The following is a 25942-nucleotide window of genomic DNA, read 5'->3' on the forward strand; positions in this document are numbered from 1 at the left end:
GGTTCGAATTCACTGGCCCGCCCCTGAATTCGGAGCAGCGGGGTCACCGGCAGGTGCCGGCTCACCCGGCGCCGGGACCAACACCGGACTGGGGAACGGCGTCGGGGTGGAAGCGATTCCCGGCGGCGCGATCGCCGGCGGTCCCGGCGGCGGACCACCGGGCGGGCCCGGCGGAATGGGCTCGCGGTACGGGTAGCAACCGGTGGGCCCGGGCAGCGGCAGACCGGGCGGCCCGCAGCCCTGGTCACCGGGATTACCGGTGATCGCATCGGGCAGGTTCATCCGCGGCTCGCCACCCTGACCGGTCCGCGGGAACGGAACCGGCATGGCCGGGGTGCCGGGCTGACCCAGTTGCGGGTCGGTGCGCTGCGAGGGCAGCAGCACGTTCGGATCCAGGCCCAGGTCGGAGAACGCGGCGTCGACGAAGGGCTGGATGAACTGCCCGGGAAGCAGATTGACGATGTAGGTCTTGAAGAACGGCCCCGAGCTGACCGACTCACCCAGCGACATCGCGTAGGAGTTCAGCAGCGGCAGGGCTTTACGCAACCTGTCCTTGCGGTTGTCCAGGATGGTCAGCACCCCGTTGAGCTTGTCCAGAGCCGGCCGCAGGGTGGTCTTGTTCTCCGCGATCAACCCCTGCACCTGCTGGCTCAGCGCCGAGATGTTGCCCGAAAGACTGTCCAGCGCAGCGCTTTGCCCCTGCAGTTCGGCCAGCAGCGCGTTGGTGTTGCGGACCAGACCGACGATCTGGTCGCTGCGCTCGGCCAGCACGGTGGTGGCGGTGTTGGCGTTACTGAGCAGGCCGCGCAGCTGGGCGTCGCGCTCATTGAGGGTCTGGGAGAACCGGGCCACACCGTCGACCGCGACCTTGAGTTCGGGCGGGGTGTCGGCGAAGGTCTCCGACAGCACCCGCAACGAGTCCGAGAGCTGGTCGGTGTTCAGCCCGCTGATGGTGGCGGCCAGATCGCCCAACGCATCCGGCAACTGGTAAGCGGGCGTGGTGCGCTCGAGCGGGATGGTGGCCTGCAGCGTCCCCTGACCCCGCGGGGACACTTCCAGGATCTTGGTGCCCAGCAGGCTCTTGGTCTTCACCGCGGCCTCGCTGCGGTCACCGATGCGCACCCCGTCGTCGACCTTGAACTTGACCAGCACCCGCTGGCCGTCCAGTTCCACGGCCGTCACGTGCCCGACGCGCATGCCGGAAACCTGAACGGCCGCACCGCTGCGCAGGCCGCCGGCTTCGGCGAAGTAGGCCGAGTAGTCCTTGCCACGGTCCAGGAAGGGCACCTTGTCGTAGTTGAGGGCGCCGACGATGATGGCGGCGATCACGAGCAGACCGACGGCGCCGACGATCAGCTGGTTGCGTTCGGAGAAGGACTTCATCGCGGCGTGCACCGCCCGCTGTCCTGCCCGGCCGCCTTCACGTACACCGGCTGACCGCCCTTGCCGTTGAGCTTGAGGATGATGTCGCACAGGTAGAAGCTGAAGAAGTCACCGTAGATGCCCTGGCGCGCCAGGATCTGATACGAGTCCGGCAGCGTGTTGAGCAGGTTGTCGAAGTAGTCGTGGTCGGCGACGACGATGCCTGCGGCACGGTCGGTTTCGTGCACCGTCTTGACCAGCGGCGGACGTGCCTGCTCGAGCAGATCGGCGATGCTGCCGGCCGCGGCGCTGGCATAGGCGACGCCGTTGGCGATGTCGGTGCGGCGCTGGGCCAGCGTGTCCATCAGTTGTGCCAGCCCGTCGATGCCCTTGGCGAACTGCTTGTTCTGGTCGCCGAGTGAGCCCATCACGGTGTTCAGGTTGACGATCACCTCACCGATCAGCTGATCCCGGTCGGCCAGCGTGTTGGTCAGGGCGGCGGTCTGGCTGAGGAACGACCCGATGGTGGCACCCTGCCCCTGCAGCGCGCTGATCAGCTGGCCGGACAGCGCATTGACCTGGTTGGGATCCAGCGCGCGGAACAGCGGCCGGAACCCGCCGATCAACGCGTCCAGGTCCAGCGCCGGTGAGGTGCGGGCCAGCGGGATGGTGTCACCGGGCTTGAGCTTCTTGGTGTTTCCCACGCCTTCCTGCAGGGCCAGGTACCGACCGCCGATCAGGTCGTCGTAGCGGATCACCGCGCGGCTGCCCTCGGTCAGCACCACCGAATCGTCGGCGGTGAACTCGGCCAGCACCGTGCCGTCGTCCTGGATGCGCATCGCGCCGACCTTGCCCACCTCGACACCGGCGATTCGCACGAAATCGCCTTCCTCCATGCCCGAAGCGTTGGCGAACAACGCCCGGTAGGTGTGGGTGGACTCGCCGAGCCGCAGCTGCGCGAAGATCGCGAACAAACCGAAGACACCCAGCAGGCAGACGGCCAGGAAGATGGCAAGGCGCCAAATCGCGCCTACCAGATTGTCTTTCATGGCTCGTTCCTTCTCGTGCTGCTGAGTTCGGGTGTGCTCGTTGCGTCTACGGTGCCGGGGCGGCCTCCTCGGGCAGGGGTACCGGCGGCAGCGGTGTCGGCTGCACACCGGGTGCGGGCACCACGAACGGTTCGGAGCCCGGCGTGCGGCCGGGATCGCGCGGGGCGCCCGGCGGTGGAGCCGGCGGCAGACCCGGCCACAACGGTGTGCCGTCCGGCGCGTACAGCGGCGCACCGTAGGCCGGTGCCCCGGGATACGGGATCGGTCCGGGCGCCGGACCACCGAAGGTGTTGCGGATGCTGGGCGGTTCGGGCACCGCACGGGTCACCGGCAGGTAGTTGCCGTACATCGGGAAGGCGATGCCCGGGTTGGGGCGCCAGTCCAGGCCGGTACCGAAACCGGTGTTGGTGATGAGCTGGCGCACCGGCCAGTTCTGGTCGACGATCGGCAGCGAGCCGCAGCCCGGCTTGCCGCCCGGCCCGCCCTTGGCGCCGATGATCGGCAGGTTCTGCGGGAACTTGTACGGGTCGTTGCCCGGCCGGATGCCGGCGTCCAGGATGAACGACTTGCCGTTGCCACCGGTGGCCTCGTAACCACCATGGTCCAGAAGGTATTTGGCGCCGACGAGCATGCAGGTGTATTCGGGGTCGTACTTGGCGAGCAGATCGGTAGTGGGCCGCAGCGTGTTGATCGCGGTGATCAGGTTGCCCTGGTTGGGCGCCAGCAACTCGATGCCCTTGTTGGACAGCCCGGTGGTGGCCAGCAGCAGTGCGTCCAGCTGCTGGGCATGACCGGCGATCGTGACGGCGGTGGTGCTCGCCGCGTTCAGCGTGGACAGGATGTCTTGTGCCGCACCGGCGTAGGCGTCGCTGAAGCCTTGCAGCGATTGCCAGTCGGCCCGGATGGTCTCACTGCGCGGGTTGATGGCCAGCAGCACCTGGTTGGCGTCGGTGGTGGCCTGGCCGATGCGCTCGCCCTGTCCGCGGACGCCCTCGGCCAGCGCCGAGAGCACCGCGTTGAGTTTGGCGGTGTCGATCTTGTCCAGCACGCCCACCAGGTTCTGGAAGACGGTGTTCACCTCGGTGGTGACGTTGAGCGACGTGAGCACCTGGCCGGGTTCCAGCCGTTGCGGGCTGGGGTCGTCCGGGTACACCAGGTCGACGAATTTGGCGCCGAAGATGGTGGTGGCCCGGATCCTGGCCTCCACATTGGCCGGGATGTAGCGGATCTGGTCGGGGTCGATGTCCAGGCGCAACTTCACCGGGGCCGCGCTGTCGGTATCGCCGCCGGAGATGGCCGCCACCTTGCCGACCTGCACGCCGCGCATCTTCACCTTGGCGTTGGTCTCCATCACCAGACCCGAGCGATCCGAGGTGAGGGTGACCGGCACGGAGGATTTCAGGTTGCCGGTGAACAGCGAATACGACAGCCATACCGAGCCGACGATGAACAGCACCAGGATCAGCGTCCACCAGCCCGGCGCCAGCCCCTTGTCGCGAGAGAAATGGTCCATGTGCGTCAGCCGGCCAGGTTGAAGTTGCCCGATTGCCCGTACACGGCCAGCGAGATCATCACGACGACGAACGCGGAGATGACCAGCGAGGTGCGCACCGCGCGGCCCACCGCCTCGCCGACGCCGGCCGGCCCACCGCTGGCGGTGAAGCCGTAGAAGGTGTGCACCAGCATGATCACGATGGCCATGGCGATGGACTGCACGAACGACCAGATCAGGTCGACGGGGTTGAGGAACGTGTCGAAGTAGTGGTCGTAGACGCCGATGGACTGCCCGTAGATGGCGGTGGTGCCGAGTTTGGCCGCCCAGAACGACATCAGCACGCCGACGCAGTACAGCGGGATCACCACCACCACACCGGCGATGACGCGGGTGGACGCCAGGTAGGCGACGCTGCGGATGCCGATCACCTCGAGGGCATCGATCTCCTCGTTGATGCGCATGGCGCCCAGCTGGGCGGTGGCACCGGCGCCGATGGTGGCCGACAACGCGACGGCGGTGGTGCCCGGCGCGATGAGGCGGACGTTGAAGAAGGCCGAGGCGAAACCGGTGAGCGCTTCGACGCCGATCTCGGCGAACTGGTTGTAGCCCTGCACGGCGACCAGGGCGCCGGTGCTGATGGTGAGGAAGCCGACGATGGCGACGGTGCCGCCGATGATGGCCAATGCGCCCGTGCCCAGCCCCATCTGGGCGATGAGCCGGATCAGTTCCTTGGGGTAGTTGATGAAGACGTCGGGTATCGAACGCAGGGTGCGGCCGAAGAATTTGGTCTGCACGCCGACCTGGTTCCAGCTGTCGACGACACCGCCGACACCGCGCTTCAGACGGTGCCCCAGCGCGCCGCTCACATCGTGGCCTTCACACCGACCGCCGTCGCGACGACGTTGATGGCGAACAGCGTCATGAACGTGAACACCACCGTCTCGTTCACGGCGTTACCGACACCGGCGGGACCACCACCCACCGAAATGCCCTTGTAGCAGGCGATCAGGCCGGCCGCGAGGCCGAACAGCGCGGCCTTGGCCAGCGCGATGACCACGTCGGCCGGACCGGTCACCAGGGTGAGGCCGGCGACGAAGGCGCCCGGCGATACGTGCTGGATGTACACGCAGAAGAAGTACGCCCCCGTCAGGCCCACCAGCACCACCGTGGCCGACAGCGCCAGCGATACCGTCGTCGCCGCGAGCACGCGCGGAATCACCAGTGCCTGAATGGGATTGATGCCCATGACGCGCAGGGCGTCCAGCTCGTCGCGGATCGTGCGCGCGCCCAGGTCGGCACACATGGCGGTGGCGCCGGCGCCGGCGATCACCAGCACGGTGACGATCGGTCCGATCTGGCTGACGGTGCCCAGGGCGGCGCCCGTCCCGGAGAAGTCGGCCGCGCCGAATTCGGTGAGCAGGATGTTGAAGGTGAAGGTCAGCAGCACCGTGTACGGGATGGTGAGCATCAGCGTCGGCAGGATCGACACCCGCGCGACGAACCAGGCCTGCAGGATGAATTCACGCCAGGCGAACGGCGGCCGCCACATCAGCACGAAGACGTCCAGCGTCATCGAGAAGAAGCCGCCGAACGCGCGCACGGGTTTTGCGACGACGTCGGGCACCGCGTCGGAGGAGGCCATTAACGACGCCGTCCCGAGCTGCACCTCTTCCGCATTACCTGCTGTTTCCCTTCCCCGCGCCCCGACGAAGCCGTGTCACACGAATCTGACCACAGGCACCACCATGGACGGGCAAGAACGTACATAACGATTTTCCCGCCAGCAACATCTACCGCCAGGCGCCGCGCCGGTCACCACAGATCTACAACTCCGGAGGCTACACATCATAATTTGCCAGCACCGAGCGCGCGCATGGCGAAACCGAGCACTCGCCGCTCGGCGACGTCGACCGACGCCGGATCGACCGGGACCGGCACCGTGAGCTGTCTGCTGACCAACGCGTTGATCGCGACGGCGTCAACCTCGGGTTCGGCCAGCGGAAATGAGCCATCCTGAACGCCGCGGCGCAGAATTTCGGCCAGTGACCGTTCCCGATCGGTGCGCGCGAGTTCGCGGACGTACGGATAGCCCTTGGCGGACCGCATCTCGTCGGATTCCATCACCGCGAGATAGCTGGAGACCAACGGTTCGGTCGCCAGAGCAAACATTTGGCCGATCCAGGCGCGCAGCTGCTCGGCCGGCGTGCCTGGCCCGCGCGCGATGTCGTCCAGCCAGCCCGACAGCGCCGCCGTCAGGTTCTGCAGCATCGCCAGGAACAACTCGTCCTTGGACTCGAAATGCCGGTAGAACGCTCGGCTGGACACGCCTGCCCTGGCCAGGATCGCCGCCACCGGTACCGGGCCCTCGTGGGGCTCCAACAGGCACTCGTAGGTGGCGTCGATGATGCGGCCGCGTTCCTCGTCGAGGGAACATTCTGGCGGCACAGGCGTGATTCTAGGGACGGCCGCACGGGCGGACCGGCCATTTGCGGTATCGGGCGCCTCGGTAACGTGATCGCCGGGTCGGCGAGAGGATGCCCGTGAGCACAGCAGACAGCGCACCGCAGACGGTCACGTTCCGTGGTGTCGACGACCTGACCCTGGTGGCCGACGAATGGAACGCCGGCATCGAGACCGACCTGCCAACCGTCCTGCTGCTGCACGGGGGCGGCCAGAACCGGCACTCGTGGAAGAACACCGGGCAGATCCTGGCCCTGGGTCCGGGAAAACACGCAGGCATGCACGTGGTGGCGCTGGACAGCCGCGGGCACGGCGACAGTGACCGGTCCCCCACCGCCAACTACTCCGTCGAGACGCTGTGCGCCGACACCTTGCAGGTGCTCTACCAGATCGGCAGGCCGGTGGTGCTCATCGGCGCCAGCATGGGCGGGCTGACCGGCATCCTGGCCGCCCACGAAGCCGGCCCCAACCTGGTGACCAAGCTGGTGCTCGTCGACGTGGTGCCGCGGTTCGAAAAGGACGGCAGTGCCCGCATCCGCGATTTCATGTTCAACCACGTGCACGGCTTCGACTCGCTGGAGCAGGCCGCCGACGCGGTGGCCGAGTATCTGCCGCATCGGCCGAAACCCCGTAGCGCCGAAGGGTTGAAGAAGAACCTGCGGCTGCGCAACGGCCGGTGGTACTGGCATTGGGATCCGGCGTTTCTCACCAAGCCCGGCGATGACCCGTTCGCCCGGGTGGACAAGCTGGAGCAGGCGGCGATGAACCTCACCGTGCCGATCCTGCTGATCCGCGGCCGGCTCTCCGATGTGGTGTCCGAGGAGGGGGTCCGCGACTTCCTGGCCAAGGTGCCGGCCGCCGAGTTCGTCGAGTTGTCCGATGCCGGGCACACCGCCGCCGGCGACGACAACGACGCCTTCACCAACGTCGTGGTGGACTTCGTCACCCGGTGACCGTCTTTTCCGCGAGCGGCCGCGTCTGCTCACCGACACGCCGCAACCAGTGGCATTCCGGGGCCGCTCGCTAGGCGTCAACCGGTCCGGTTGGCCTCGTCGAGGCGCTGATGCAGCCGGGCCCGGATGTCGTCGGGGGTGTAGGCCTTACGCTTGCGCTGATCCCGCGCGACCAGCACCCCGCCGGCCACCACCCCGGCGACCCCGGCCAACCCGACCCATTTCCAGATGCTTCGCATCAGGCGATTGTGCTGCATAGGCTGCCGGGGTGAACGCACACACGGTGGCACTGGACCGCGCGCTGCACGAGACCCGCACGGGCGATATCTGGCTGTTCCGCGGCGGATCCGGTCCGGACCGGGCCATCCAGACACTGACCAACGCGCCGGTCAATCACGTCGGTATGACGGTGGCCATCGACGACCTGCCGCCCCTGATCTGGCACGCCGAACTGGGGCAGAAGCTGCTGGACCTGTGGACCGGCACGCATCACCGCGGTGTCCAGCTCAACGATGCGCGCGAGGTCGTCGAGCAGTGGGTGCACGGTTACGGGCAGCGCTGCTGGTTGCGTCAGTTGTCTCCGTATGCGACCCGCGAGCAGGAGGACCGGATGCTGCGGGTGATCGCCCGGATGAACGGCACGGCGTTCCCGACGACGGCCAGACTGACCGGGCGGTGGTTGCGTGGGCGGTTGCCCATCGTCAGCGACTTCACCCGCGGGCTGCCGTTCGTGCACAAGTTGGTGCGCGAATCCGCCGAGCGCAGCAAGTCGCGGCGACGCGCCGTCGGCCTGGAGACGGCCTACTGCGCGGAGACGGTCGCCATCACCTATGAGGACATGGGCCTGCTGCAGACCGAGAAGCAGGAGAACTACTTCGATCCGGGCAAGTTCTGGAGCGGTGACTCGCTGTCGCTGGCACCCGGATACACCCTGGGGGACGAGATCGCCGTCGACGTTCCCGCACCCCTGGCATAACTACGGGCATCGAAGCGTTATACCGTGCAGACCGAACCGTCGATACTACCCCCGAGGTCGACGGTTCGGTCTCCGAAACTCCTTGGACGGCATGATTTTTAGTTAAGCTCGTCGAGTGACCGCCATCACGGTATTGGGCAGCCCGGAACTGGACGCACCGTCGGGATTGATCCACGCGTTCGGCGATATCTGGTTCACCAGTATCGGCAACCACCGCATCGGCCGCGTGCGCGACGGTGTCGTGCAGACATTCGCCGACGCCGCTATCAAGCTGCCCGCCAACATCTTTCCCGCATCCGACGGCCGGGTGTGGTTCACCGCCCTGGGCTCGGACGCGCTGGGTGCCGTCGATCCGGAGGCCCCGGATCCGTCGTCGACCGTCGTCATGTACCCGCTACCCGAGGGCAGTCGGCCGGTGGCCCTGAAGTCCGGTCCCGATGGGCGCCTGTGGTTTTCGCTGCGCGGCCGGGACGCCGTCGGAGCCCTGGACCCGCGCGCCCCGGCCGGCTCGTTGCAACTGTTCGACGCCCCCAGCATCGCCGGGCCGGCCGCGTTGTTCGTCACCCCCGACGGCGCGGTGTGGTGGGTGAATTCGTCGTCGGGAACCATCGGCGTACTCGACCCGTCGACCGGCGCGGTGAGCGCGATACCGGTGCCGGGCAGCCCACGCGCGTGGTGTCAGAGCGCCGACGGCCGGCTCTGGCTGACCACTCGCGACCCGGCGGGTCTGCTGTCGTTGCACCCCGACGGTCCGTTCAACGCCGCGGCACCCGTGACCGATTCCCGGTTGGTCGCACCGGACGGCGTGTGGGTGGGACGCGACGGCGCGGTGTGGTTGGCCGACACCGGGGCCAACGCGATCGGCCGGTATCTCCCGGCGACCGACCAATGGTCGTTCCTCGGTGGCCTGCCGCACGTGAACGGCCCCTTCGACATCAAGGACGGCCCGGACGGTGCGCTGTGGTTCACGAACAAGGCAGGTAACACCATCGGACGGATAACGCCGCCGGATCCCACGGCGATAGAGACGCCATAGGCGCCATTTGGGATCGGTAGCGGCCCCGCGCGGCGTCTACTGGATGCCATGACGCGTCCGGACAGCGGCGCCTGACGGAAGGACCGAGAGATGAACCGGATTGCGCGGATGGCGGCCACGGCCGTCCTGTCCGGCGGGCTGGGATTGGCCGCCCTGGCCGGCGCCGCCGGCACCGCATACGCCGACGGCCCCAGCTACCAGGGTGGCAACTGTCCCGGTGGCCTCACCTGCACCCATTGGTGCCCGGGTGACCCGTTGATCCCCGGGGCCGAGTTCGGGGTGATCACCTGGGACTGGAACATCTGCCACGACTGGTATTGGACCTCCGAGGGCACCGTGGACATCGCGACCAACACCGTCTACCCGTGGCGGGGCACGCCGCATCAGGCGGCACCCGTGCCGCCCGCGCCACCGCCCCCGCCGCCCACCGAGCCCCAGCCCCTGCCGGCGGACTGCCCGCCGTGGTCACCGTTCCTGGCCCCGTCCAGGTGCGGTGGACTCTGAGGCGTCAGTGCCGTTCTGGGGCAGTGCCTTTGACGCCAAGAATCCGTCAAGTTGTCGGTCCTAGCGTGGTGGCACCTGATACCACGAAAGGACTCACCGCATGAAGATCGTCGCTCGGTCGCTGCCCGTGGTGGCGATCGCCCTGCTTGCCGGATGCACCGCCCAGCAGTCGCCGACCGCTCCGACGGTCACGGTCACCGCGACGCCGGCCGCCAGCCCCACGCCCACCGCGACACCGGTACCCGTTCCTCCCGTGACGCCCGTGACCGTCACGGTCGCGCCGTCACAGGCACCCCCTGAGCCACCGCAGCAGGTCGGGCCGTGTTCCGACGATGCGCTCGAAGTGACCAACGGAGCAATGGAATCCGCCAACACGCAACGGCGGGTGGTGGTGTCGTTCCGGAACGCGTCGCAGCAGGCCTGCACCATGGTGGGTTATCCGGGTGCAGATCTGGTGACACCGGCCGGCGGGGTGCTGATCAACATCCCGCGACGGCCGGCCAACGCAGCGCCGCGTCTGACGTTGCAGCCCGGTGAGGTCGGCAGCGCCGACGTGCTCACCTCGATGATCGACACCGAAACCGGGAACTCGTGCGCCCGCTGGGGTCAACTGGTGGTCACCCCGCCCAACGACGTCGTCGCGCGCACCCTGCCGATCGACCTGCCGATCTGCGGCGCCAGCATCAGTTCGGTGGGCTGACGACCCCGAACTTGGCCCGCGCCGCGTCGGCCACCGGGGTGAACAGGTTGACGAGATTGCCGTCGGGGTCGCGGAAAAGCAGCGCCCGGTTGCCCCACGGCATTGTCGTGGGCTCGGTGACCACCTCGCCGACGCTGCCCCGCAACCGCTCATATTCGGCGTCCACGTCGTCGACGATGAACTCGATGATCGCGCTGCGGTTGGCGGCCGCTTCCGCGGATCCCGCGCCGAACAACGGCACCGTTTTGTCGCTGCCGATGGCCAGGGTGCCGACCGGTGTCGGGATCTCGGCGAACAACTCGTTGGCCCATACCGCTGCGACCCCGGTGACCTGCTCGTAGAACGCGACCAGCCGGCCGACGTCGGCGGTGATGAGGCGCGTCGACACAAATTTCATGACCCGGATGCTAGGGGGCACCACCGACAAGCCCGGTGGCAGCGGTTGGCGCTTCGCTACAACAGCTGCGCGCCCGCACCCGGCCCGACAGCGACACCCCGCGACGTGTCCTTGAGCGCCACCCCGGAGCGTCCGAGTTGCCGCGCGCCGGCCACCAGACTGACCGCCACACGAGCGGCCTCCTGGTACCCCAACCCGTCAGGTGGATGGATGTTGGAGATGCAGTTGCGATCCGCATCAGTGCACCCCGGGCGGGGCCGATGCGTCAGGTAGATGCCCAGGCTGTCCGAGACGGACAGGCCGGGCCGCTCCCCGATGATGACCAACAGCGTCCCGTAGCCACCCCGGGCGGCGATGTGATCACCGAGGGCCACCCGCGCCTGTGTGGCGATCACCGGCGGCGCCAACGAATACGTCTGCCCGAGTTGGGTCACCAGTTCCCGCAGCAGCGGGACGCCGTGGTGCATCACCGCGGTCGGTGACAGTCCGTCGGCGAGTACGAAACCGATGTCGGTCGGGCTCTCGGGCACCGCCGACAGGTCGGCCGGGCTACGGCCGAGGTCGGGCCGGCGCAGATACTCACCCCGCGATGTCGCTTGACTGGTGACGGTCGCCGGCGTGCCGATGCCGATCTCACCGACGCTCGCGGCCAGCTGCTCGACCTCCAAGGGCAGATGCACGGCGTCCCGGGCGGCGGCGTGGGCAGCGTTGAGCGCCAGCACCTCTCGGGTCGGCAGTCCGTTTCCGGCGCGGCCCAGCCCGATCCGGGCCTGGGTGGTGGTGCGCAGCTCGTCCCAGAATTGCTGCCGGGCCAATTCGTCGGAGCTCATAACGCCCCCGCCGAGGTCAGTGATCGCAGCGGCGACTGGGTGACGTCGAACGGCGTCAGTCGGCCGGCCGCGTCGATCATGCCGATACCGCGTAGCCAGTCCTCGAATTCCGGTGCGGGGCGCAACCCGAGGGTCCGCCGGGTGGCCAGCACGTCGTGGAAGGACAGGCTCTGGTAGCCGAGCATGACGTCATCGGCGCCGGGCACGGTGATGACGAAGGCAACCCCGGCAGCGGCCAGCAGCGTCAGCAGGTTGTCCATGTCGTTCTGGTCGGCTTCGGCGTGGTTGGTGTAGCAGACGTCGACCCCCATCGGCAGGCCGAGCAGCTTGCCGCAGAAATGATCTTCCAGGCCGGCCCGGATGATCTGCTTCCCGTCATAGAGGTATTCGGGACCGATGAAACCGACCACGGTGTTGACCAGCAGCGGCCGCAGGTCGCGGGCGACGGCGTAGGCCCGGGTCTCCAGCGTCTGCTGGTCGACGGGCTTGCCGCCGACACCGAGATGCGCACCGGAACTCAGCGCCGAACCCTGACCGGTTTCCAGGTACATCACGTTGTCGCCGACCGTGCCGCGGCGCAACGACCGCGCCGCGGCGTTGCCTTCGCGCAGCAGGTCGATGTTCACCCCGAACGCGGTGTTGGCCCCTTCGGTGCCGGCGATCGACTGGAACACCAGATCGACCGGCACGCCCTCCTCGATCAGCCCGATGGTGGTGGTGATGTGCGACAGCACGCACGATTGTGCGGGAATGTCGTAGCGGGACCGGATCGAATCCAGCAGATACAGCAGATCGGCTGTGGCGTGCGGCGAATCGGTGGCCGGGTTGATGCCGATGACCGCGTCACCGCAGCCGAGCAGCAGTCCGTCGAGCACCGCCGCGGCGATTCCCCGCGGGTCGTCGGTCGGATGGTTCGGCTGCAGCCGGGTGGCCAACGTCCCCGGCAGTCCGACCGTCGTCCGGAACGCGGCGGTGACCTGGGTGGCGGCCGCGACCGCGATCAGATCCTGGTTGCGCATGATCTTGCTGACCGCGGCCGCCATCTCGGGGGTGACACCAGGACCGACGGCCGCGATGCGCCGCGCTCCGTCGTCGCGAGACGCATTGTCCAGCAGCCAGTCCCGGAACCCACCGACGGTCAGATGCGAGATGTCGGCGAAGGCGCCGCGGTCGTGGGTGTCGAAGATCAGCCGGGTCACTTCGTCGTCGTCGTACGGCACGACCTCTTCGTCGAGGAACGTCTGCAACGGGAGATCAGCCAATGTCCATGCCGCCGCCGCTCTTTCGGCATCGGAGGAGGCCGCGCATCCGGCCAGCTGATCACCCGACCGCAGCGGTGTGGCCTTCGCCAGCACCTCGACCAGGCCGTCGAAGCGGTAACCGACACCGCCGATTTGCTGCCGGTAGATCACTTGAGTTCGCTCTCCGCCTCGGCCAGCATCGCGAATTCCTCGTCGGGGGAATTGGCGATCAGGCGGTGCCGGCTGTACAGGGCGAAGTACGCCATGAACGCGGCGAACACCACCAAGCAGGACAGCGCGGCGACGCTGTCCACCAGGAAGGTCGCGATGACCGCGAGAACGGCGATGACGAGGGCGAACCCGGTAGTGATGGCACCGCCGGGGGTGCGGTAGGGCCGACGCATCTCGGGCTCGCGCCAGCGCAGCACAATGTGGCTGACCATCATCAGTACGTAGCTCAGCGCGGCACCGAAGACGGCCATGTTCAGCAGCAGCGCGCCCTTTCCGGTGAGCGACAGCAGGAAGCCGACGACGCCGGGAACGATCAGGGCCAGGGTGGGCGCCTTGCGAGAGTTGGTGAGCGACAGCCGGGTTGGCAGATACCCCGCGCGTGACAGCGCGAACAGCTGCCGAGAATAGGCGTAGATGATCGAGAAGAAGCTGGCGATCAGGCCGGCCAGACCGATGTAGTTGACCACCTTGGCGGCCGTGCCGTTACCGAGTGCCTCGACCAGCGGGTTGCCCGATGACGACATCTGTTCGGCGCCGCCTGCGCCGGTGGTGAGGATCAGCACGCCGGCACACGTGATCAGCAGCACGGTGATCGCCGCGATGATGCCGCGGGGCACATTGCGTTCCGGGTTGGCGGTCTCCTCGGCGGCGAGCGGAACCCCTTCGATGGCCAGGAAGAACCAGATCGCGAACGGGATGGCTGCCCAGATGCCCAGGTAGCCGTGCGGCAGGAACGTCGAGGCCCCCGCGGCGTCGGCGTCGACGGGGATGTTGGTCAGGTTGGTGGCGTCGAAGTGCCCGGCGGCGAAGGCGGCGAAGATGACCAGCCCGACCAGTGCGATGGCGGTGATGACGAACATGACCTTGAGCGCTTCACCGACGCCGGAGAGATGGATTCCGATGAACAGGACGTAGGCGGCCAGGTAGACCCACCACCCGTCGGTGATGCCGAACAGCCCGAGGGATTCGACGTAGGCGCCGATGAACGTGGCGATGGCGGCCGGCGCGATGGCGTACTCGATGAGAATGGCTGTGCCGGTGGCGAATCCGCCCCAGGGTCCGAGGGCACGGCGGGCGAAGGTGTAGCCGCCGCCCGCGGCGGGCAAGGCCGAGGACAGTTCCGCCATGCCCAGGACCAGAGCCAGGTACATGCCGGCGATCACCACCGCGGCGATGGCCAGACCGCCGAATCCGCCTTGTGCCAGACCGAAATTCCAGCCGGAGTAGTCACCCGACACCACATAGCTGACGCCCAGTCCGGCCAGCAGGATCCAGCCGGCACTGCCGGATTTGAGCTGCCGCTTCTGCAGATAGCCGGCGCTCTCGAGGTGTTCCTCCACCGCGCCGTGACTTGTCGTCACTTCCAACTCCCTCGATTGATTCCACGTCTTAAAGGTAGTTTTTCCAACCTTTAAAAGAGTGTGACCGATACCGCGCTTCTTGTCTACCCATGACACAGGTCACGCCCCGAGCCGACGGCCCGGGGCGTGACCTGTGAAGCTGTTCTTTAGAAGAAGCCGGCGGCGGTTTCGCTGTAGCTGACCAGCAGGTTCTTGGTCTGCTGGTAGTGATCGAGCATCATATGGTGGTTTTCCCGACCAATACCGGACTGCTTGTACCCACCGAACGCGGCATGGGCGGGGTACTGGTGATAGCAGTTCGTCCACACCCGACCGGCCTTGATATCACGCCCGGCCCGATACGCGGTGTTACCGTTGCGGCTCCACACCCCGGCCCCCAACCCGTACAGGGTGTCATTGGCCAACGAGATCGCATCCTCATAATCGGTGAACGACGTCACCGCCACCACCGGCCCGAAAATCTCCTCCTGGAAAATCCGCATCTTGTTGTTCCCGGTGAAAATCGTCGGCGCCACATAATAACCACCATTGAGATCCCCACCGAGCTGCGCGCGCTCACCCCCGGTCACCACCTGAGCACCCTCACTCTTGCCGATCTCGATATAGGACAGAATCTTCTCCAACTGATCATTGGAGGCCTGCGCCCCGATCATCGTCTCGGTATCCAACGGATCCCCCTGCCGCACCGCCTTCGTCCGCACCGCGGCCAGTGCGAGGAATTCGTCGTAGATATCAGCCTGAATCAGACTGCGCGACGGGCACGTGCACACCTCACCCTGATTCAGGGCGAACATCGTGAACCCCTCCAACGCCTTGTCCTGATACGCATCATTCTCGGCCAACACATCGTTGAAGAAAATATTCGGCGACTTACCCCCCAACTCCAACGTCACCGGGATCAGGTTCTGGCTGGCGTACTGCATGATCAACCGGCCCGTGGTCGTCTCCCCGGTGAACGCGATCTTGGCGATCCGGTTCGAGGACGCCAACGGTTTACCGGCCTCCACCCCGAACCCGTTGACAATGTTGACCACCCCCGCCGGCAACAAATCCCCGATCAACTCGAACAAATACAGAATCGAAGCCGGGGTCTGCTCGGCCGGCTTGAGCACCACCGCGTTCCCGGCCGCCAACGCCGGCGCCAACTTCCACACCGCCATCAAAATCGGGAAATTCCACGGAATGATCTGCCCCACCACCCCCAACGGCTCATGGAAGTGATACGCCACCGTGTCCTCATCGATCTCCGACAACGTGCCCTCCTGAGCACGGATCGCCCCCGCGAAATACCGGAAATGATCGATCGCCAACGGAATATCGGCGTTCAACGTCTCCCGGATCGGCTTACCGTTATCCCAGGACTCCGCCAACGCGATCGACTCCAGATTCTCCTCGATCCGATCAGCGATCTTGTTCAACAACACCGCCCGCTGCGCCGGACTGGACTTACCCCACCCCGGCGCCGCCGCATGCGCAGCATCCAACGCCGCCTCCACATCGGCCTCATCCGAACGCGGAATCTCACAAAACACCTGCCCCGTCACCGGCGTCCGATTCTCGAAATACCGGCCCGAAGCAGGCGCCACCCACTGCCCCCCGATGAAATTCTCATAACGAGACTTGAAAGACATCAAAGCGCCCTCAGCGCCCGGGCGTGCATAAACAGTCACGGTTGATCTCCTGCCCTATGAATGACTGTGTCGGTCGTCACTCAAGGTAGTTTGCAACCCGTTGCAGCACGGTTGGGAAAAATCGCAACGTTGGTGCAACGTCAGGACAAGGCGGTGTCCAGCGCGGTCAGGTGCCCACGGGTCTGGGCCCGGGTCAGTTCGTCGGCGCCGCGGTGATCATGCAAGGCCTGCCAGCCGTGGCGGTCATCGCGCGCCTCGGGCAGGTCCAGCCATCGGCGCAGAACGTGCACGTCACCGGCCGAACTGGCGGCCAGCACCGCGCCGCGCACGCTGGCGCTCAATTCGGTGCGCAGCCGCGCGACGGCCGGTGAGCCCGACCGCGGCAGCAGCTGTCCGCGGTAGCTGTCCAGCGCGGCGTTGACGTCGCCGCGGCGCAGCGCCGCGAAGACCTCCCCCATATCGCTGTCCATCGGGCCGAGCAGCCGATACGGCCGGGAGCCGATCATGTCGGCGCCGACGATGCGGCGCAGCCGCGACAGTTCCGCTCGGATGGTGACGGCGTCCAGTTCACGTTCGTCGAGAAGCATGGCGAGGTGGTCACCGCTGAGCCCCTCGGAATGCTGCAGCAGCAGCACGAGAATCTCGGCGTGCCGGCCGGAGAGCTGCTGGGCGCGGGCGCGTCCCTGCTCATCGACGGTGTGCCAGCTCGGCCGGTCCGGGCCGAGCACCGTCAGACGGCCCGGCGACACAACCGGAGTCGGCGGAATATGGCTGTAGGACAAAGCAAGTCGGTGCTCGACGGCCACGGCGGTGGCGCGGACCAGAGCCAGCGTCTGGGCCGAGGCGATCGAGGAGCCACCGGTGAGGTCGATGCTGCCCACCACCAGACCGGTCATCGGATCGTGCACCGGCACTGCCGTGCAGGTCCATGGCCGGACCAGCCGGGAGAAGTGCTCGTGCCCGTTGATCTGCACCTCGCGGTCCAGCGCCAGTGCGGTGCCGGGGGCGTTGGTGCCCGCGCCCTGTTCGCTCCAATCGGCGCCGGGGACGAAGTTCATCGCGGCCACCTTGCGGCACGCTTCCGGATCGCCTTCCACCCACAGCATGGTGCCGTCGGCGGCGGTGACGGCCACGACGACGCCGGAGTCGACGGCGTAGTCCACCAGCAGTTTGCGGATCACCGGCAAGGTGGCGGCCAGCGGATGGCTGTTGCGCAGTTCCGACAGCCGGGCCGCCTGGGCGGCTTCCCGGGCTCCGCTGTCGGGGTCGACACCGATCGCCAGGCTGCGCTGCCAACTCTCCGCGACGAAGCGGCGCAACGGTGTTTGCCCCGCGACGATCACGTCGGGAGTAGGGCGTGCAGCATCGGGCGGCGGCTTCACCGACCTCGTCTCATCTGCCACGACGTTCACGCTCCTGACGCCAGTGTCAACTACTCGCTGGCCATCGGGCCTTCCGGCCAGAATACCCGCACGTCAGGGTAGCCGCGGCAAATCCTGCCCGGCCGGTCAGGCGGCTTACGAGGGAGGGGTGCCGTCCATACGCCGCCGGGTCTCGGCGACGGCCCGCCGAATTTCGGCGTTGTCCCTACGTTCGGCGGCGGCCTCCCGGTCGGCCCGGTCCTCCAGACGCTGTAGCCGGGCGTGCTCGCGCTGTTCGGTGGCGCCCTCGCGTTCGTCGGCCGCCTGCTCACGTTCGTCGGCGGCCTGTTCGCGCTCGTCGGCGATCCGGTCCCGCTCGTCGGCCACGCGGTCTCGCTCGTCGGCGACCCAGTCGCGCCGGGTCATCTCGGCTTCGTGGCGCGCGACCGTGTGTTCGCGCTGTTCCAAGTCGGCCATCCGCCGATCCAGTTCGTCCGGCGGGACGGCCCGTTCGTCATTGACCACACCTCACCGTAACGCCAGGTGGGGCCGAAATGCACTGCCTGTGTGACGCCGAAAGCCTGCGCGCGCTCCGAGCGACGAGTGTGGGCCATATGCACGAAAATCGCACCATCGGCGTGCATAGCCCCCACGCTCGGCAACGCGGGCACGCTAGACGTTGAACCGGAACTCCACCACATTGCGCAGCCCAACAACGTCACTCATCGAACAGTGGGATGCCCACTTCGCTGGAGGCAGCTTTCAACCGCTTGTCCCTGGTCCATAGGAGCGCACCCTCGACCACGGAGACTGAAGCCATCAGATGGGCATCAGCAGGGCTCAGTCCACGCCCCCAGAGTCGCCGCCGATCAACGAGATAGAGGATCTCGTCATGCCGCGCGACCGGAAACTGCCACAGGTTCGCCAGCAGATCGAGCACAGTCTCCCGACGGGTGATCGAGCCAAGCGCCAATTCCTCGACAACCAATGGATGGCAGCCGACTCCATCCAACTGCAAGTGTTCGACCAGTCCGGGCTCCGCAGCGTGCAGATGATCAATCCACACCGCGGTGTCGACCAGGATCACTCCGAAGTGCTCCGCCGCCGCGGCGCGGCCTTCGCCTGGGAATCGGATCCGCCCAGCGCGGCGAGACGGCGGGCACTCTCCACCCGGATGAGTGTCTGCAAACCCTGCTTGAGCAGTGCCACACTTTCGTGCACACCGGTCAACTCGGCGGCCTTGGCGAGCAACTCATCGTCGATGGTGACCGTTGTTCTCACTACGACACCTCCATGCGCATCATTGATGCAGTCCATGATGCCACGGGGGCGGTGGTCCGCCTACAACGCGAACCGGAACTCCACCACGTCCCCCCTTGGTGTTACGACTCCTCGGATAACTGCTCGTGAATCGTCTCCTTGACGATCACCGACCAGACTTCGACGATCTGCCGATTATCGGAGGCGTAGAAAACATGCTCCGGAAACGAGACCCGTCCGCCGGTGGGCTAAAAACCCGGAAACGCTTGCTGTGGAGTGCACTGAAAGAAGAGCCTGCACGACACCACGCGGTCGTCGCCGAGCAAGATACCCGGGATGAACTCGAGGTCGGGTATCGCGTCGGTGTCGGTCTGAAGCATCGCCAGATAGCCGCTCACACTATGACGCGACAGGTTGGTGGCCGGTGAGCTGCCAAGGGCGCGCCGACATCCTGCGCCAGCCCGCCGTCGGGTGGTCAGCTCGCGATTCAGGGCCCGGGCAAACTACGCTCGCAGATGACCGCGGCGGGCGAGACGACCGGCTGCCCCTGCGATGAATGCTCCCCGCACTTCCGCTCACCGATCTGAAGGCCCACACCGCGCTGCGGCACGTGAGCAAGCCGAAGCCGTGTTCTTCGGCCGTGGCCAGTCTGGTCAGCCACTACGACTGCCCCAAGTGCGGCGGTTGGGTGCCAACTTGACAACAAGTCAGTAGGACTAAAAGTGCGGACTAGTGGCGGCTTGACTGCCGGTCACTTAGCCGCGGTCAACGGTGTTATAGCGTCCTTGCCGTACCCCTGCCACGGTCTCCAACAGGCGGTGCGCCATCGACTCAGCCTCCTCCACCGACATCATGACTATGGCGGGCTGATGCGCCGGATTTCCCGCCCGTAAACGCGGCTCGAAATGGCCAAATGGCCACAATGAAATAGATACGTCCGTCACATTTCCGTACTGATCAACCGTGGCCGAGGACTCGACATGGGGGTTTACATCAAATTCCGTGAAGCTCATGCTCACATGCACGCAAAATACCTCCGGGTAGTGCGACTTTTCCTGTCGGCAGAATCAAGCAGACGCGACCTTGTTCGACTTGGTGCGGTTACACTTCCAGCAAAGAGTCTGCAAATTCTCCGGAGTCGACAGACCGCCCCGCGAGACAGGGACTATATGGTCAACCTCCAGTAGGAGGTGTGGCTCTGCGGCGAGCGATACCGAGCAATACCGGCAGGTGTGATTGTCGCGGGACTTGATCGAGTTGCGGAGCCTGGAGGTCATTAACGCGCGTTGGCCTGCAGCAGTCTTCCTCCAACGGATCTTCTGAGAGAGAGTCTCGATCAAGGCGTCGATGGTCGGCGTGTCGAATGTGACCGTCGCGCGCTGCGAGCTGTTCCCACCTGCGCTGACGTACTCGAATACGTATATCGGGTAGGGAACAGTAATAGGCGATAATTGGACTCCGATATGCTCCATGAACTCGCCTGCGTAATGCTTCAAGATGAAGGCGGGCGGATTAATCGCTTGGGTGATACTCGCCTCACGCTGCTGAAGGTTGTAAACGGCATCCTGGAGCCGGGCGATATCGTCGCCGAGATTCTCAACGTCGGCAAGATGAGCCTCGTCAGCCTTAATGTTGAAGTACTTCATGACGTACTTCAACGGGTCTCCGCTGGCGTTCCGGACCACCTGCAACGAACAGTTATGAACATTGGGTGCGTGGTAGCTAGCTACGTTCCGGTCCCTGCGATAGTTCCAGTTGCTCGTGTTCTGGAACGATGCCAGATGGGCCTGCGATCCGGTATACGACGCACCGAGCTCAAACGTCCCGCGACTCCGGATCTCCGAAATGTAGTGTGCAAGCTCGTTGTGCTCACGCACGAACGAAGCGATTCGATTCTTATGAGCCAAGAACTCTTCGCTGGCGAAGTACCGCTCTTTGAGAATGTACCGGCCGATCCGGTATGCGCCCCAGCCCGCAAGAGCGACGATGCCGATCAGTAGGAGAGCTTCCATATTGTCAGAGGTCCTTTGCCCGTTCACCTGTCAAGCGAACGGACTCTAACAAGGAGCAACGACAAGCTTCTTCGAAAAGCTGAAATCAGTGGAGTCAGGTTCGGACGGGCCTCGCCTCTCGGACCCGGCCGTTTACGTCGGTCCAAGTGACAGCAAACGAGCAGTCGGTGCAACGTGCCCTCAGCCCCCTTCGCTAAGTCGCGCTACTTCGGGCAACGTCCTGCGGGGTGACGATGAGGTCACGGCGGTCCGAGAGCCCACGGGCGAGGCGCGCCGGTTCGCCGGCGAATAGATATGACTGACCGCGAAGCGCTCACCTGTCGGACAGCGCCCTTACGTCCTCCGGCAGGAACGCGCAGACACCGGGCGTACCGGTCGGCTTCGCTTCGATGCGGCCACTGCGAACAGCGTCCATGAACGCCGCGGGGCCGAGACCCGACTGTTGCTGGGCGTCGTCGGCGGGCACCATGCCTCCCGGCACCACGTCACGGCGAGCGACCGCCCTCCGGTTTGCCCTGGCAACGTGCGGCTGGTTCATGTCACTGACCAGACCGCCAATCTCTTTCTGGGACAGACCGGCGCGGATCGCGTTGACGATCAGCCCGTCGCGAATCACCAGAGCGATGTAGTCCTGGGTGCGGGCGCTTTGGTACTCGTGCTCGGCCTCAGCCAGAGCGGTGCGGATCGCTTCTTGGCGCGCGTGTACCTCTTCTGTAGTCAACATATATACCAGGCTGGCATATACCAGAGTGGGTATGCAACCACTTCTCGGAGCGAGCACGAAATATGCTTGTTCAGGTTGACCAGACCCATTGCTGGAAACGGAAGTCCACTACCTCGCGGTCGGTGCGTCCGGAGTCACCCCGGGGCCCAAACGCCCCGTCGGCCGACGCGGATCGGTTCCGCTGGAGGGCGGAGCATCTGGTCCGACCGACTGATCGGACATGGAAATCTTGAGGTAGCCGTCGGCGTATGTTGCGATCCGTCGATCGAACCGCTCGCCATCATTTATTGGCCGTCCTCCGAAGTGATCGACGCCCTCGGCAGTCCGCCACACGAAGCTCTCGGTTTCGCCGTACTGATATATGCGCAGGAGCTGCGGCACTCCTCCCACAGTTCGAACGGTGACGTCTCCGATGAGATCCATGAGCACTTCCAACGGCTCCCAGTCGAGGTTGGCGTCTCGGGCCATGTCTTCCGCCTCCGGGTGCCCCGCAATCGGAACTGGGAGACCGCGCACTTCTTTGAGACGGTGCAGCCGGGCCCGGGCCTCGCTGCTGGCATCCCCGGCGAAGTAGATGCCATAGGCACGCTCTGGGTATAGCTCAGGCAGAGGGTGCATTCTGAGAACCCCGGAACCGTCGTATCTGTACGAATACGCCTCGAACCGCAGCCGCCGCCACGACCATCCCATCAACACCACGTCGAGTTCGGGTACGTCCGGTTCAGTAGCCCCTGAGTGCAGGTCGCTAACACCCGCACGGCTGTCCGCGTATACATCTGCGAGCTTGCGCGCCAGGTATCCGATATCAGTCCGCCCAGAACGATTGCCGTCGAGCAGCAAACAGAGGTTAGTCGCCTGAATCAAGAACGCGTACGCGGCGGTCGCCTCGCCCGACATCGCGATTGCCGTCGCGGGGCGAGGCAGCGGCATCAGCTTGGGGCACTTGTCCCACGACTCCCCTCCGCTGAGACGCGAGTCCGCGACCGCAACGAGTTCCCGGAGTGTCTCGTTCTGGCGGACCCAGACCGCCACGAGTGTCATATGAGCGCGCCTAGACCTTGCTCTTCGAGGTAGACGTTGTTCCAAAGCGGAACTCCACCACATCCCCGTCGGCCATCACGTAATCCTTGCCCTCCATCCGGACCTTGCCGGCGGCCTTGGCGGCGGCCATCGAGCCGGCCTCCATCAGGTCCTCGAAGGACACGATCTCGGCCTTGATGAAGCCCTTCTCGAAGTCGCTGTGGATCACCCCGGCGGCCTTCGGCGCGGTGTCGCCGCGGTGAATCGTCCAGGCGCGCGCCTCTTTCGGGCCCGCGGTCAGATACGTCTGCAGGTTCAGCGTGTGAAAACCGGCGCGCGCCAACGCATCCAGGCCGCGTTCGGTCTGGCCGATGGACTCCAGCAGCTCGGCGGCCGACTCGTCGTCGAGCTCCTGCAGTTCGGCCTCGATCTTGGCGTCCAGGAACACCGCGTCGGCCGGGGCCACCAGCTCGCGCAGCTCCGCGACGCGAGCCGCGTCGGTCAGCACCGACTCGTCGGCGTTGAACACGTACAGGAACGGTTTGGTGGTGAGCAGGTTCAGCTCGCGTAGCACCGACCAGTCCTGCCCGGTCGAAAACAGGGTCTTACCGCTGTCGAACACGGCCTGGGCCGCCAGCGCCGCCTCCAGCACCGGCTTGCGGTCCTTGTTGTTGCGGGCTTCCTTCTCCAGCCGCGGCACCGCCTTCTCCAGCGTCTGCATATCGGCCAGGATCAGCTCGGTCTCGATCACCTCGATATCGGAGCGTGGGTCCACCCGGCCGTCCACGTGCACCACGTCGTCGTCGGCGAACACCCGCACCACCTGACAGATGGCGTCACACTCGCGGATGTTGGCCAGGAACTTGTTGCCCAGCCCGGCGCCCTCGGAGGCACCCTTGACGATGCCGGCGATATCGACGAAGGTCACCGGCGCCGGCACGGTCTTCTCCGAGCCGAACACCTTGGCCAGCGCGTCCAGCCGCGGATCGGGCAGCGCGACCACGCCCTCGTTGGGTTCGATCGTCGCGAACGGGTAGTTGGCCGCCAGCACGTCGTTCCGGGTCAACGCGTTGAAGAGCGTCGACTTGCCCACGTTCGGTAATCCGACGATTCCCAGGTTCAAGCTCACGGACTCCAGAGTCTAGAAGAAAGAACATGCGGGCCTTGCCACAGAACCACCGAGCGGCTCGCCACAGCGTGCTGGGCGGACGCTCGCAGCAGAAGCCGGTACGGTCAACATGTGTCAGCTCAGCCCGCAGAGCAGGCGGACGCGGTGATCGACCGCTCCGCGCTCCCCCGTATCCCGGGGTTGCCGTGGTGGAGCGCCGTGGTAATCGCGGTGGTCTTCACCGCGATCGGATTCGCCTTCGACGCCGGTTCAGGCCACAAGGAGCTCGGCGCGGTCTTCGCGACGTGCTACGTGCTGGGGTGCGTGCTGGCGGTCCTGGCCGTTCGCCAATCCGCGGTGTTCACCGCCGTCATCCAGCCGCCGCTCATCCTGTTCGTCGCCGTCCCTGGCGCCTATTTCATGTTCCACAGCGCCGAGATCGGCGGCATCAAGGACATCCTGATCAATTGCGGATATCCGCTGATCGAGCGGTTCCCGCTGATGTTCTTCACCGCGGCCGCGGTGCTGATCATCGGCATGGTGCGCTGGTACATCGGGGCGTCGAACAAGCGGCTGTGGCCTGACAAGCCGGCGGCGCACGTCTCCGCGGCGGCTGCGGCGGAAGCGCCGGCCCGGCGGGTGGCGCGGCGTTTCGCCCAGAAGTCGGCGGCCGCCGCGGGCACAGCGGACACCGGTGACACCGCCGATGACCAGGCCCCGCCCGCCCCCCCGCGTCGCAGGCCGGCCCGTCGGCCGAACCCGGACGCGGCCCCCTCCGCGGCCCGCCGCGCCCGCTCGGGCGAGCCGTCCCGCGCCCGGCACACCCGGCCACCGGAGAACGACATCGCCGCATCGGCGGCGGCCGCCGACCGCCGCGAGCGGATGGCCGCGCGGGAACGGCAGGCCCGCAGCCGCCGCGACGCCGAGCCGCCGATCGACCCGGCCCGGCAGCCGCGCCGGCCCCGGCCCTCCACCCGCGAGCCACGCCGGCCCGCCCCGGGTGGGTATGAACCGGCGGACTACTACGAGCGGCCCCGCCGCCCGAAGAGCCCGGACGCCTACGGGCGCGAACCGCGCTACGACGAGCGGCAGCGCCCGCCGGCCGGCACCGACCACCACCCGGTATCCCGGGTGCGTTATCGCAGCAGCGATGAGGACCACCGGCCGCGCACCACGCGCCGGTTCGACGAGGAGAGCTAGCCGCTCACCCGCGCGGCGGACGGATCTCGCGCGGCAGGGCGAACACCAACGTCTCGTTCGCGGTGGTGACCGGCTGCACCGTGTCGTAGCCGTACTCCGCCAGGCGCTCCAGTACGCCGCGCACCAGGATCTCGGGGACCGAGGCGCCCGAGGTGACACCGATGGTCGTCACCCCGGAGAACCAGGCCGGGTCGATATCGTCGGCGTAATCCACCAGGTAGGCGTGCTGCGATCCGGCGTTCAGCGCCACCTCGACCAGGCGCACCGAGTTCGACGAGTTCTTCGAGCCGACCACGATCACCAGCTCGCACTCCGGTGCCATGGCCTTGACCGCGACCTGGCGGTTCTGGGTGGCGTAGCAGATGTCGTCGCTGGGCGGGTCCTGCAGCGTCGGGAACTTCTCCCGCAACCGGCGCACGGTCTCCATGGTTTCGTCCACGCTCAGCGTGGTCTGGGACAGCCAGATGACCTTGTTGGGGTCACGGACGGTCACCTTGTCCACGGCGTCGGGATTGTCGACGACCTGTACGTGCTCGGGTGCCTCACCGGCGGTGCCGACCACCTCTTCGTGTCCCTCGTGCCCGACGAGCAGGATGTCGTAGTCGTCGCGGGCGAACCGCTTGGCCTCGTTGTGCACCTTGGTGACCAGCGGGCAGGTGGCGTCGATGGTCCGCAGGTTGCGGGCCGCGGCCTCCTCGTGCACGGTCGGGGCGACGCCGTGCGCGGAGAACACCACTATGGCGCCCTCGGGCACCTCGTCGGTCTGCTCGACGAACACCGCGCCGGCCTTGGCCAGGGTGTCGACGACGTAGCGGTTGTGCACGATCTCGTGCCGGACGTAGATCGGGGCGCCGTGCTTCTCCAGTGCGCGTTCGACGGTCTCGACGGCGCGGTCCACACCGGCGCAGTATCCGCGCGGTTCGGCGAGCAGCACACGTTTGCCGGCCACCCCCGAACTCACCGAGCTCGAGGCGCCCGGAATACCCATGTTGACGGTTGGTGGCATGCCTTCCAGGGTACTTACCTGCCCC

29 protein-coding genes are annotated in these 25942 nt (G+C 66.4%); 6 read left to right on the forward strand and 23 right to left on the reverse strand.

Annotated features, from left to right (window positions below; translation table 11 throughout):
• Positions 1-9 precede the first annotated feature (9 nt).
• The 6 genes from BN977_RS07650 to BN977_RS07675 all read right to left on the reverse strand — a co-directional run bounded on the left by BN977_RS07650 (position 10) and on the right by BN977_RS07675 (position 6351).
• A complete protein-coding gene (locus BN977_RS07650) occupies positions 10-1383 on the reverse strand; it encodes a virulence factor Mce family protein (RefSeq protein ID WP_036398656.1) in 1374 nt (457 codons plus the stop codon).
• Positions 1380-2411 (reverse strand): MCE family protein, encoded by a 1032-nt coding sequence (locus BN977_RS07655; RefSeq protein WP_024453823.1) that lies wholly within the window; start codon positions 2409-2411, stop codon positions 1380-1382. The genes BN977_RS07650 and BN977_RS07655 overlap by 4 nt, the downstream gene beginning before the upstream one ends.
• 46 nt (positions 2412-2457) lie before the next feature.
• The gene (locus BN977_RS07660; RefSeq protein ID WP_036396967.1) at positions 2458-3924 is read right to left on the reverse strand and encodes an MCE family protein; all 1467 of its coding nucleotides are present in this window, start codon (positions 3922-3924) and stop codon (positions 2458-2460) included.
• Positions 3925-3929: 5 nt separating this feature from the next.
• Entirely contained in the window at positions 3930-4772 is an 843-nt protein-coding gene (locus tag BN977_RS07665) for an ABC transporter permease (RefSeq protein ID WP_051561144.1), read from the reverse strand.
• Complete coding sequence (locus tag BN977_RS07670; RefSeq protein WP_036396968.1) at positions 4769-5548, reverse strand: MlaE family ABC transporter permease; 780 nt, start codon at positions 5546-5548, stop codon at positions 4769-4771. The genes BN977_RS07665 and BN977_RS07670 overlap by 4 nt, the downstream gene beginning before the upstream one ends.
• A 203-nt stretch (positions 5549-5751) precedes the next feature.
• The gene (locus tag BN977_RS07675) at positions 5752-6351 is read right to left on the reverse strand and encodes a TetR/AcrR family transcriptional regulator (RefSeq protein ID WP_191262709.1); all 600 of its coding nucleotides are present in this window, start codon (positions 6349-6351) and stop codon (positions 5752-5754) included.
• Positions 6352-6440: 89 nt separating this feature from the next.
• Here BN977_RS07675 and BN977_RS07680 point away from each other — a divergent pair, with 89 nt between their 5' ends.
• Positions 6441-7319, forward strand: a complete 879-nt coding sequence (locus tag BN977_RS07680) for an alpha/beta fold hydrolase (RefSeq protein WP_084172440.1) — start codon at positions 6441-6443, stop codon at positions 7317-7319.
• A gap of 77 nt (positions 7320-7396) precedes the next feature.
• On the opposite strand, the gene BN977_RS07685 is transcribed toward BN977_RS07680, so the two are convergent.
• The gene (locus BN977_RS07685; RefSeq protein ID WP_109790183.1) at positions 7397-7558 is read right to left on the reverse strand and encodes a hypothetical protein; all 162 of its coding nucleotides are present in this window, start codon (positions 7556-7558) and stop codon (positions 7397-7399) included.
• Positions 7559-7587: 29 nt separating this feature from the next.
• Here BN977_RS07685 and BN977_RS07690 point away from each other — a divergent pair, with 29 nt between their 5' ends.
• From BN977_RS07690 to BN977_RS31370, 4 genes are all read left to right on the forward strand, one after another.
• Positions 7588-8295 (forward strand): hypothetical protein, encoded by a 708-nt coding sequence (locus tag BN977_RS07690; protein WP_036396972.1) that lies wholly within the window; start codon positions 7588-7590, stop codon positions 8293-8295.
• A gap of 115 nt (positions 8296-8410) precedes the next feature.
• Positions 8411-9331, forward strand: a complete 921-nt coding sequence (locus BN977_RS07695; protein WP_036396973.1) for a Vgb family protein — start codon at positions 8411-8413, stop codon at positions 9329-9331.
• A gap of 90 nt (positions 9332-9421) precedes the next feature.
• On the forward strand, positions 9422-9835 hold the full coding sequence (locus tag BN977_RS07700; RefSeq protein WP_036396976.1) for a hypothetical protein: 414 nt from the start codon (positions 9422-9424) through the stop codon (positions 9833-9835).
• Between the two features lie 100 nt (positions 9836-9935).
• Complete coding sequence (locus BN977_RS31370; RefSeq protein WP_051561147.1) at positions 9936-10535, forward strand: DUF4232 domain-containing protein; 600 nt, start codon at positions 9936-9938, stop codon at positions 10533-10535.
• On the opposite strand, the gene BN977_RS07710 is transcribed toward BN977_RS31370, so the two are convergent.
• From BN977_RS07710 to ychF, 15 genes are all read right to left on the reverse strand, one after another.
• A complete protein-coding gene (locus BN977_RS07710) occupies positions 10519-10932 on the reverse strand; it encodes a VOC family protein (RefSeq protein WP_036396978.1) in 414 nt (137 codons plus the stop codon). The genes BN977_RS31370 and BN977_RS07710 overlap by 17 nt on opposite strands.
• Before the next feature lie 56 nt (positions 10933-10988).
• On the reverse strand, positions 10989-11762 hold the full coding sequence (eutC, locus tag BN977_RS07715; protein ID WP_036396981.1) for an ethanolamine ammonia-lyase subunit EutC: 774 nt from the start codon (positions 11760-11762) through the stop codon (positions 10989-10991).
• Positions 11759-13174 (reverse strand): ethanolamine ammonia-lyase subunit EutB, encoded by a 1416-nt coding sequence (locus tag BN977_RS07720; protein WP_036396983.1) that lies wholly within the window; start codon positions 13172-13174, stop codon positions 11759-11761. The genes eutC and BN977_RS07720 overlap by 4 nt, the downstream gene beginning before the upstream one ends.
• Positions 13171-14595, reverse strand: a complete 1425-nt coding sequence (gene eat, locus BN977_RS07725) for an ethanolamine permease (protein ID WP_036396986.1) — start codon at positions 14593-14595, stop codon at positions 13171-13173. Before eat ends, BN977_RS07720 begins: the two co-directional genes overlap by 4 nt.
• 146 nt (positions 14596-14741) lie before the next feature.
• A complete protein-coding gene (adh, locus tag BN977_RS07730) occupies positions 14742-16265 on the reverse strand; it encodes an aldehyde dehydrogenase (RefSeq protein ID WP_036396987.1) in 1524 nt (507 codons plus the stop codon).
• A gap of 101 nt (positions 16266-16366) precedes the next feature.
• A complete protein-coding gene (locus BN977_RS07735; protein WP_407661191.1) occupies positions 16367-17608 on the reverse strand; it encodes a sigma-54-dependent transcriptional regulator family protein in 1242 nt (413 codons plus the stop codon).
• Positions 17609-17743: 135 nt separating this feature from the next.
• A complete protein-coding gene (locus BN977_RS07740) occupies positions 17744-18112 on the reverse strand; it encodes a hypothetical protein (RefSeq protein ID WP_036396989.1) in 369 nt (122 codons plus the stop codon).
• Positions 18113-18305: 193 nt separating this feature from the next.
• Entirely contained in the window at positions 18306-18674 is a 369-nt protein-coding gene (locus tag BN977_RS07745) for a type II toxin-antitoxin system VapC family toxin (protein ID WP_036396990.1), read from the reverse strand.
• Positions 18671-18868, reverse strand: coding sequence for a type II toxin-antitoxin system VapB family antitoxin (locus tag BN977_RS07750; protein ID WP_036396991.1), 198 nt, complete (start codon positions 18866-18868; stop codon positions 18671-18673). The genes BN977_RS07745 and BN977_RS07750 overlap by 4 nt, the downstream gene beginning before the upstream one ends.
• Positions 18869-19095: 227 nt before the next feature.
• Complete coding sequence (locus tag BN977_RS32825) at positions 19096-19245, reverse strand: hypothetical protein (RefSeq protein WP_165576301.1); 150 nt, start codon at positions 19243-19245, stop codon at positions 19096-19098.
• Positions 19246-19602: 357 nt separating this feature from the next.
• Positions 19603-19860, reverse strand: coding sequence for a hypothetical protein (locus tag BN977_RS32630; RefSeq protein WP_131590041.1), 258 nt, complete (start codon positions 19858-19860; stop codon positions 19603-19605).
• Positions 19861-19914: 54 nt separating this feature from the next.
• Positions 19915-20859, reverse strand: a complete 945-nt coding sequence (locus BN977_RS07760; protein ID WP_036396992.1) for an HNH endonuclease — start codon at positions 20857-20859, stop codon at positions 19915-19917.
• A gap of 313 nt (positions 20860-21172) precedes the next feature.
• Positions 21173-21583 (reverse strand): hypothetical protein, encoded by a 411-nt coding sequence (locus tag BN977_RS07765; RefSeq protein WP_036396994.1) that lies wholly within the window; start codon positions 21581-21583, stop codon positions 21173-21175.
• Positions 21584-21691: 108 nt separating this feature from the next.
• The gene (locus tag BN977_RS07770; protein ID WP_036396996.1) at positions 21692-22624 is read right to left on the reverse strand and encodes a hypothetical protein; all 933 of its coding nucleotides are present in this window, start codon (positions 22622-22624) and stop codon (positions 21692-21694) included.
• Positions 22625-22634: 10 nt separating this feature from the next.
• On the reverse strand, positions 22635-23732 hold the full coding sequence (gene ychF, locus BN977_RS07775) for a redox-regulated ATPase YchF (RefSeq protein WP_036396998.1): 1098 nt from the start codon (positions 23730-23732) through the stop codon (positions 22635-22637).
• Positions 23733-23843: 111 nt separating this feature from the next.
• On the opposite strand from ychF, the gene BN977_RS07780 reads away from it, so the two are divergent.
• On the forward strand, positions 23844-24911 hold the full coding sequence (locus BN977_RS07780; RefSeq protein ID WP_084172441.1) for a DUF6542 domain-containing protein: 1068 nt from the start codon (positions 23844-23846) through the stop codon (positions 24909-24911).
• Between the two features lie 4 nt (positions 24912-24915).
• Here BN977_RS07780 and BN977_RS07785 read toward each other — a convergent pair whose 3' ends face one another.
• Positions 24916-25917: a 4-hydroxy-3-methylbut-2-enyl diphosphate reductase gene (locus tag BN977_RS07785; protein WP_024450146.1), complete on the reverse strand. Its 1002-nt coding sequence runs from the start codon at positions 25915-25917 to the stop codon at positions 24916-24918.
• Positions 25918-25942: the final 25 nt, after the last annotated feature.

Origin of the sequence: Mycolicibacterium cosmeticum, from assembly GCF_000613185.1 — a bacterium.
Classification (GTDB): domain Bacteria; phylum Actinomycetota; class Actinomycetes; order Mycobacteriales; family Mycobacteriaceae; genus Mycobacterium; species Mycobacterium cosmeticum.

What these genes read in the sequence shown, in the direction of transcription:
- BN977_RS07760 (WP_036396992.1), bottom strand. Translation starts at nt 20,859, where the DNA reads ATGGAAGCTCTCCTACTGATCGGCATCGTCGCTCTTGCGGGCTGGGGC.
- BN977_RS07655 (WP_024453823.1), bottom strand. Translation starts at nt 2,411, where the DNA reads ATGAAAGACAATCTGGTAGGCGCGATTTGGCGCCTTGCCATCTTCCTG.
- BN977_RS07700 (WP_036396976.1), top strand. Translation starts at nt 9,422, where the DNA reads ATGAACCGGATTGCGCGGATGGCGGCCACGGCCGTCCTGTCCGGCGGG.
- BN977_RS07770 (WP_036396996.1), bottom strand. Translation starts at nt 22,624, where the DNA reads ATGACACTCGTGGCGGTCTGGGTCCGCCAGAACGAGACACTCCGGGAA.
- BN977_RS31370 (WP_051561147.1), top strand. Translation starts at nt 9,936, where the DNA reads ATGAAGATCGTCGCTCGGTCGCTGCCCGTGGTGGCGATCGCCCTGCTT.
- BN977_RS32630 (WP_131590041.1), bottom strand. Translation starts at nt 19,860, where the DNA reads ATGAGCTTCACGGAATTTGATGTAAACCCCCATGTCGAGTCCTCGGCC.
- BN977_RS07710 (WP_036396978.1), bottom strand. Translation starts at nt 10,932, where the DNA reads ATGAAATTTGTGTCGACGCGCCTCATCACCGCCGACGTCGGCCGGCTG.
- BN977_RS07785 (WP_024450146.1), bottom strand. Translation starts at nt 25,917, where the DNA reads ATGCCACCAACCGTCAACATGGGTATTCCGGGCGCCTCGAGCTCGGTG.
- BN977_RS07670 (WP_036396968.1), bottom strand. Translation starts at nt 5,548, where the DNA reads ATGGCCTCCTCCGACGCGGTGCCCGACGTCGTCGCAAAACCCGTGCGC.
- BN977_RS07650 (WP_036398656.1), bottom strand. Translation starts at nt 1,383, where the DNA reads ATGAAGTCCTTCTCCGAACGCAACCAGCTGATCGTCGGCGCCGTCGGT.
- BN977_RS07765 (WP_036396994.1), bottom strand. Translation starts at nt 21,583, where the DNA reads ATGTTGACTACAGAAGAGGTACACGCGCGCCAAGAAGCGATCCGCACC.
- BN977_RS07680 (WP_084172440.1), top strand. Translation starts at nt 6,441, where the DNA reads ATGCCCGTGAGCACAGCAGACAGCGCACCGCAGACGGTCACGTTCCGT.
- BN977_RS07685 (WP_109790183.1), bottom strand. Translation starts at nt 7,558, where the DNA reads ATGCGAAGCATCTGGAAATGGGTCGGGTTGGCCGGGGTCGCCGGGGTG.
- BN977_RS07660 (WP_036396967.1), bottom strand. Translation starts at nt 3,924, where the DNA reads ATGGACCATTTCTCTCGCGACAAGGGGCTGGCGCCGGGCTGGTGGACG.
- eutC (WP_036396981.1), bottom strand. Translation starts at nt 11,762, where the DNA reads ATGAGCTCCGACGAATTGGCCCGGCAGCAATTCTGGGACGAGCTGCGC.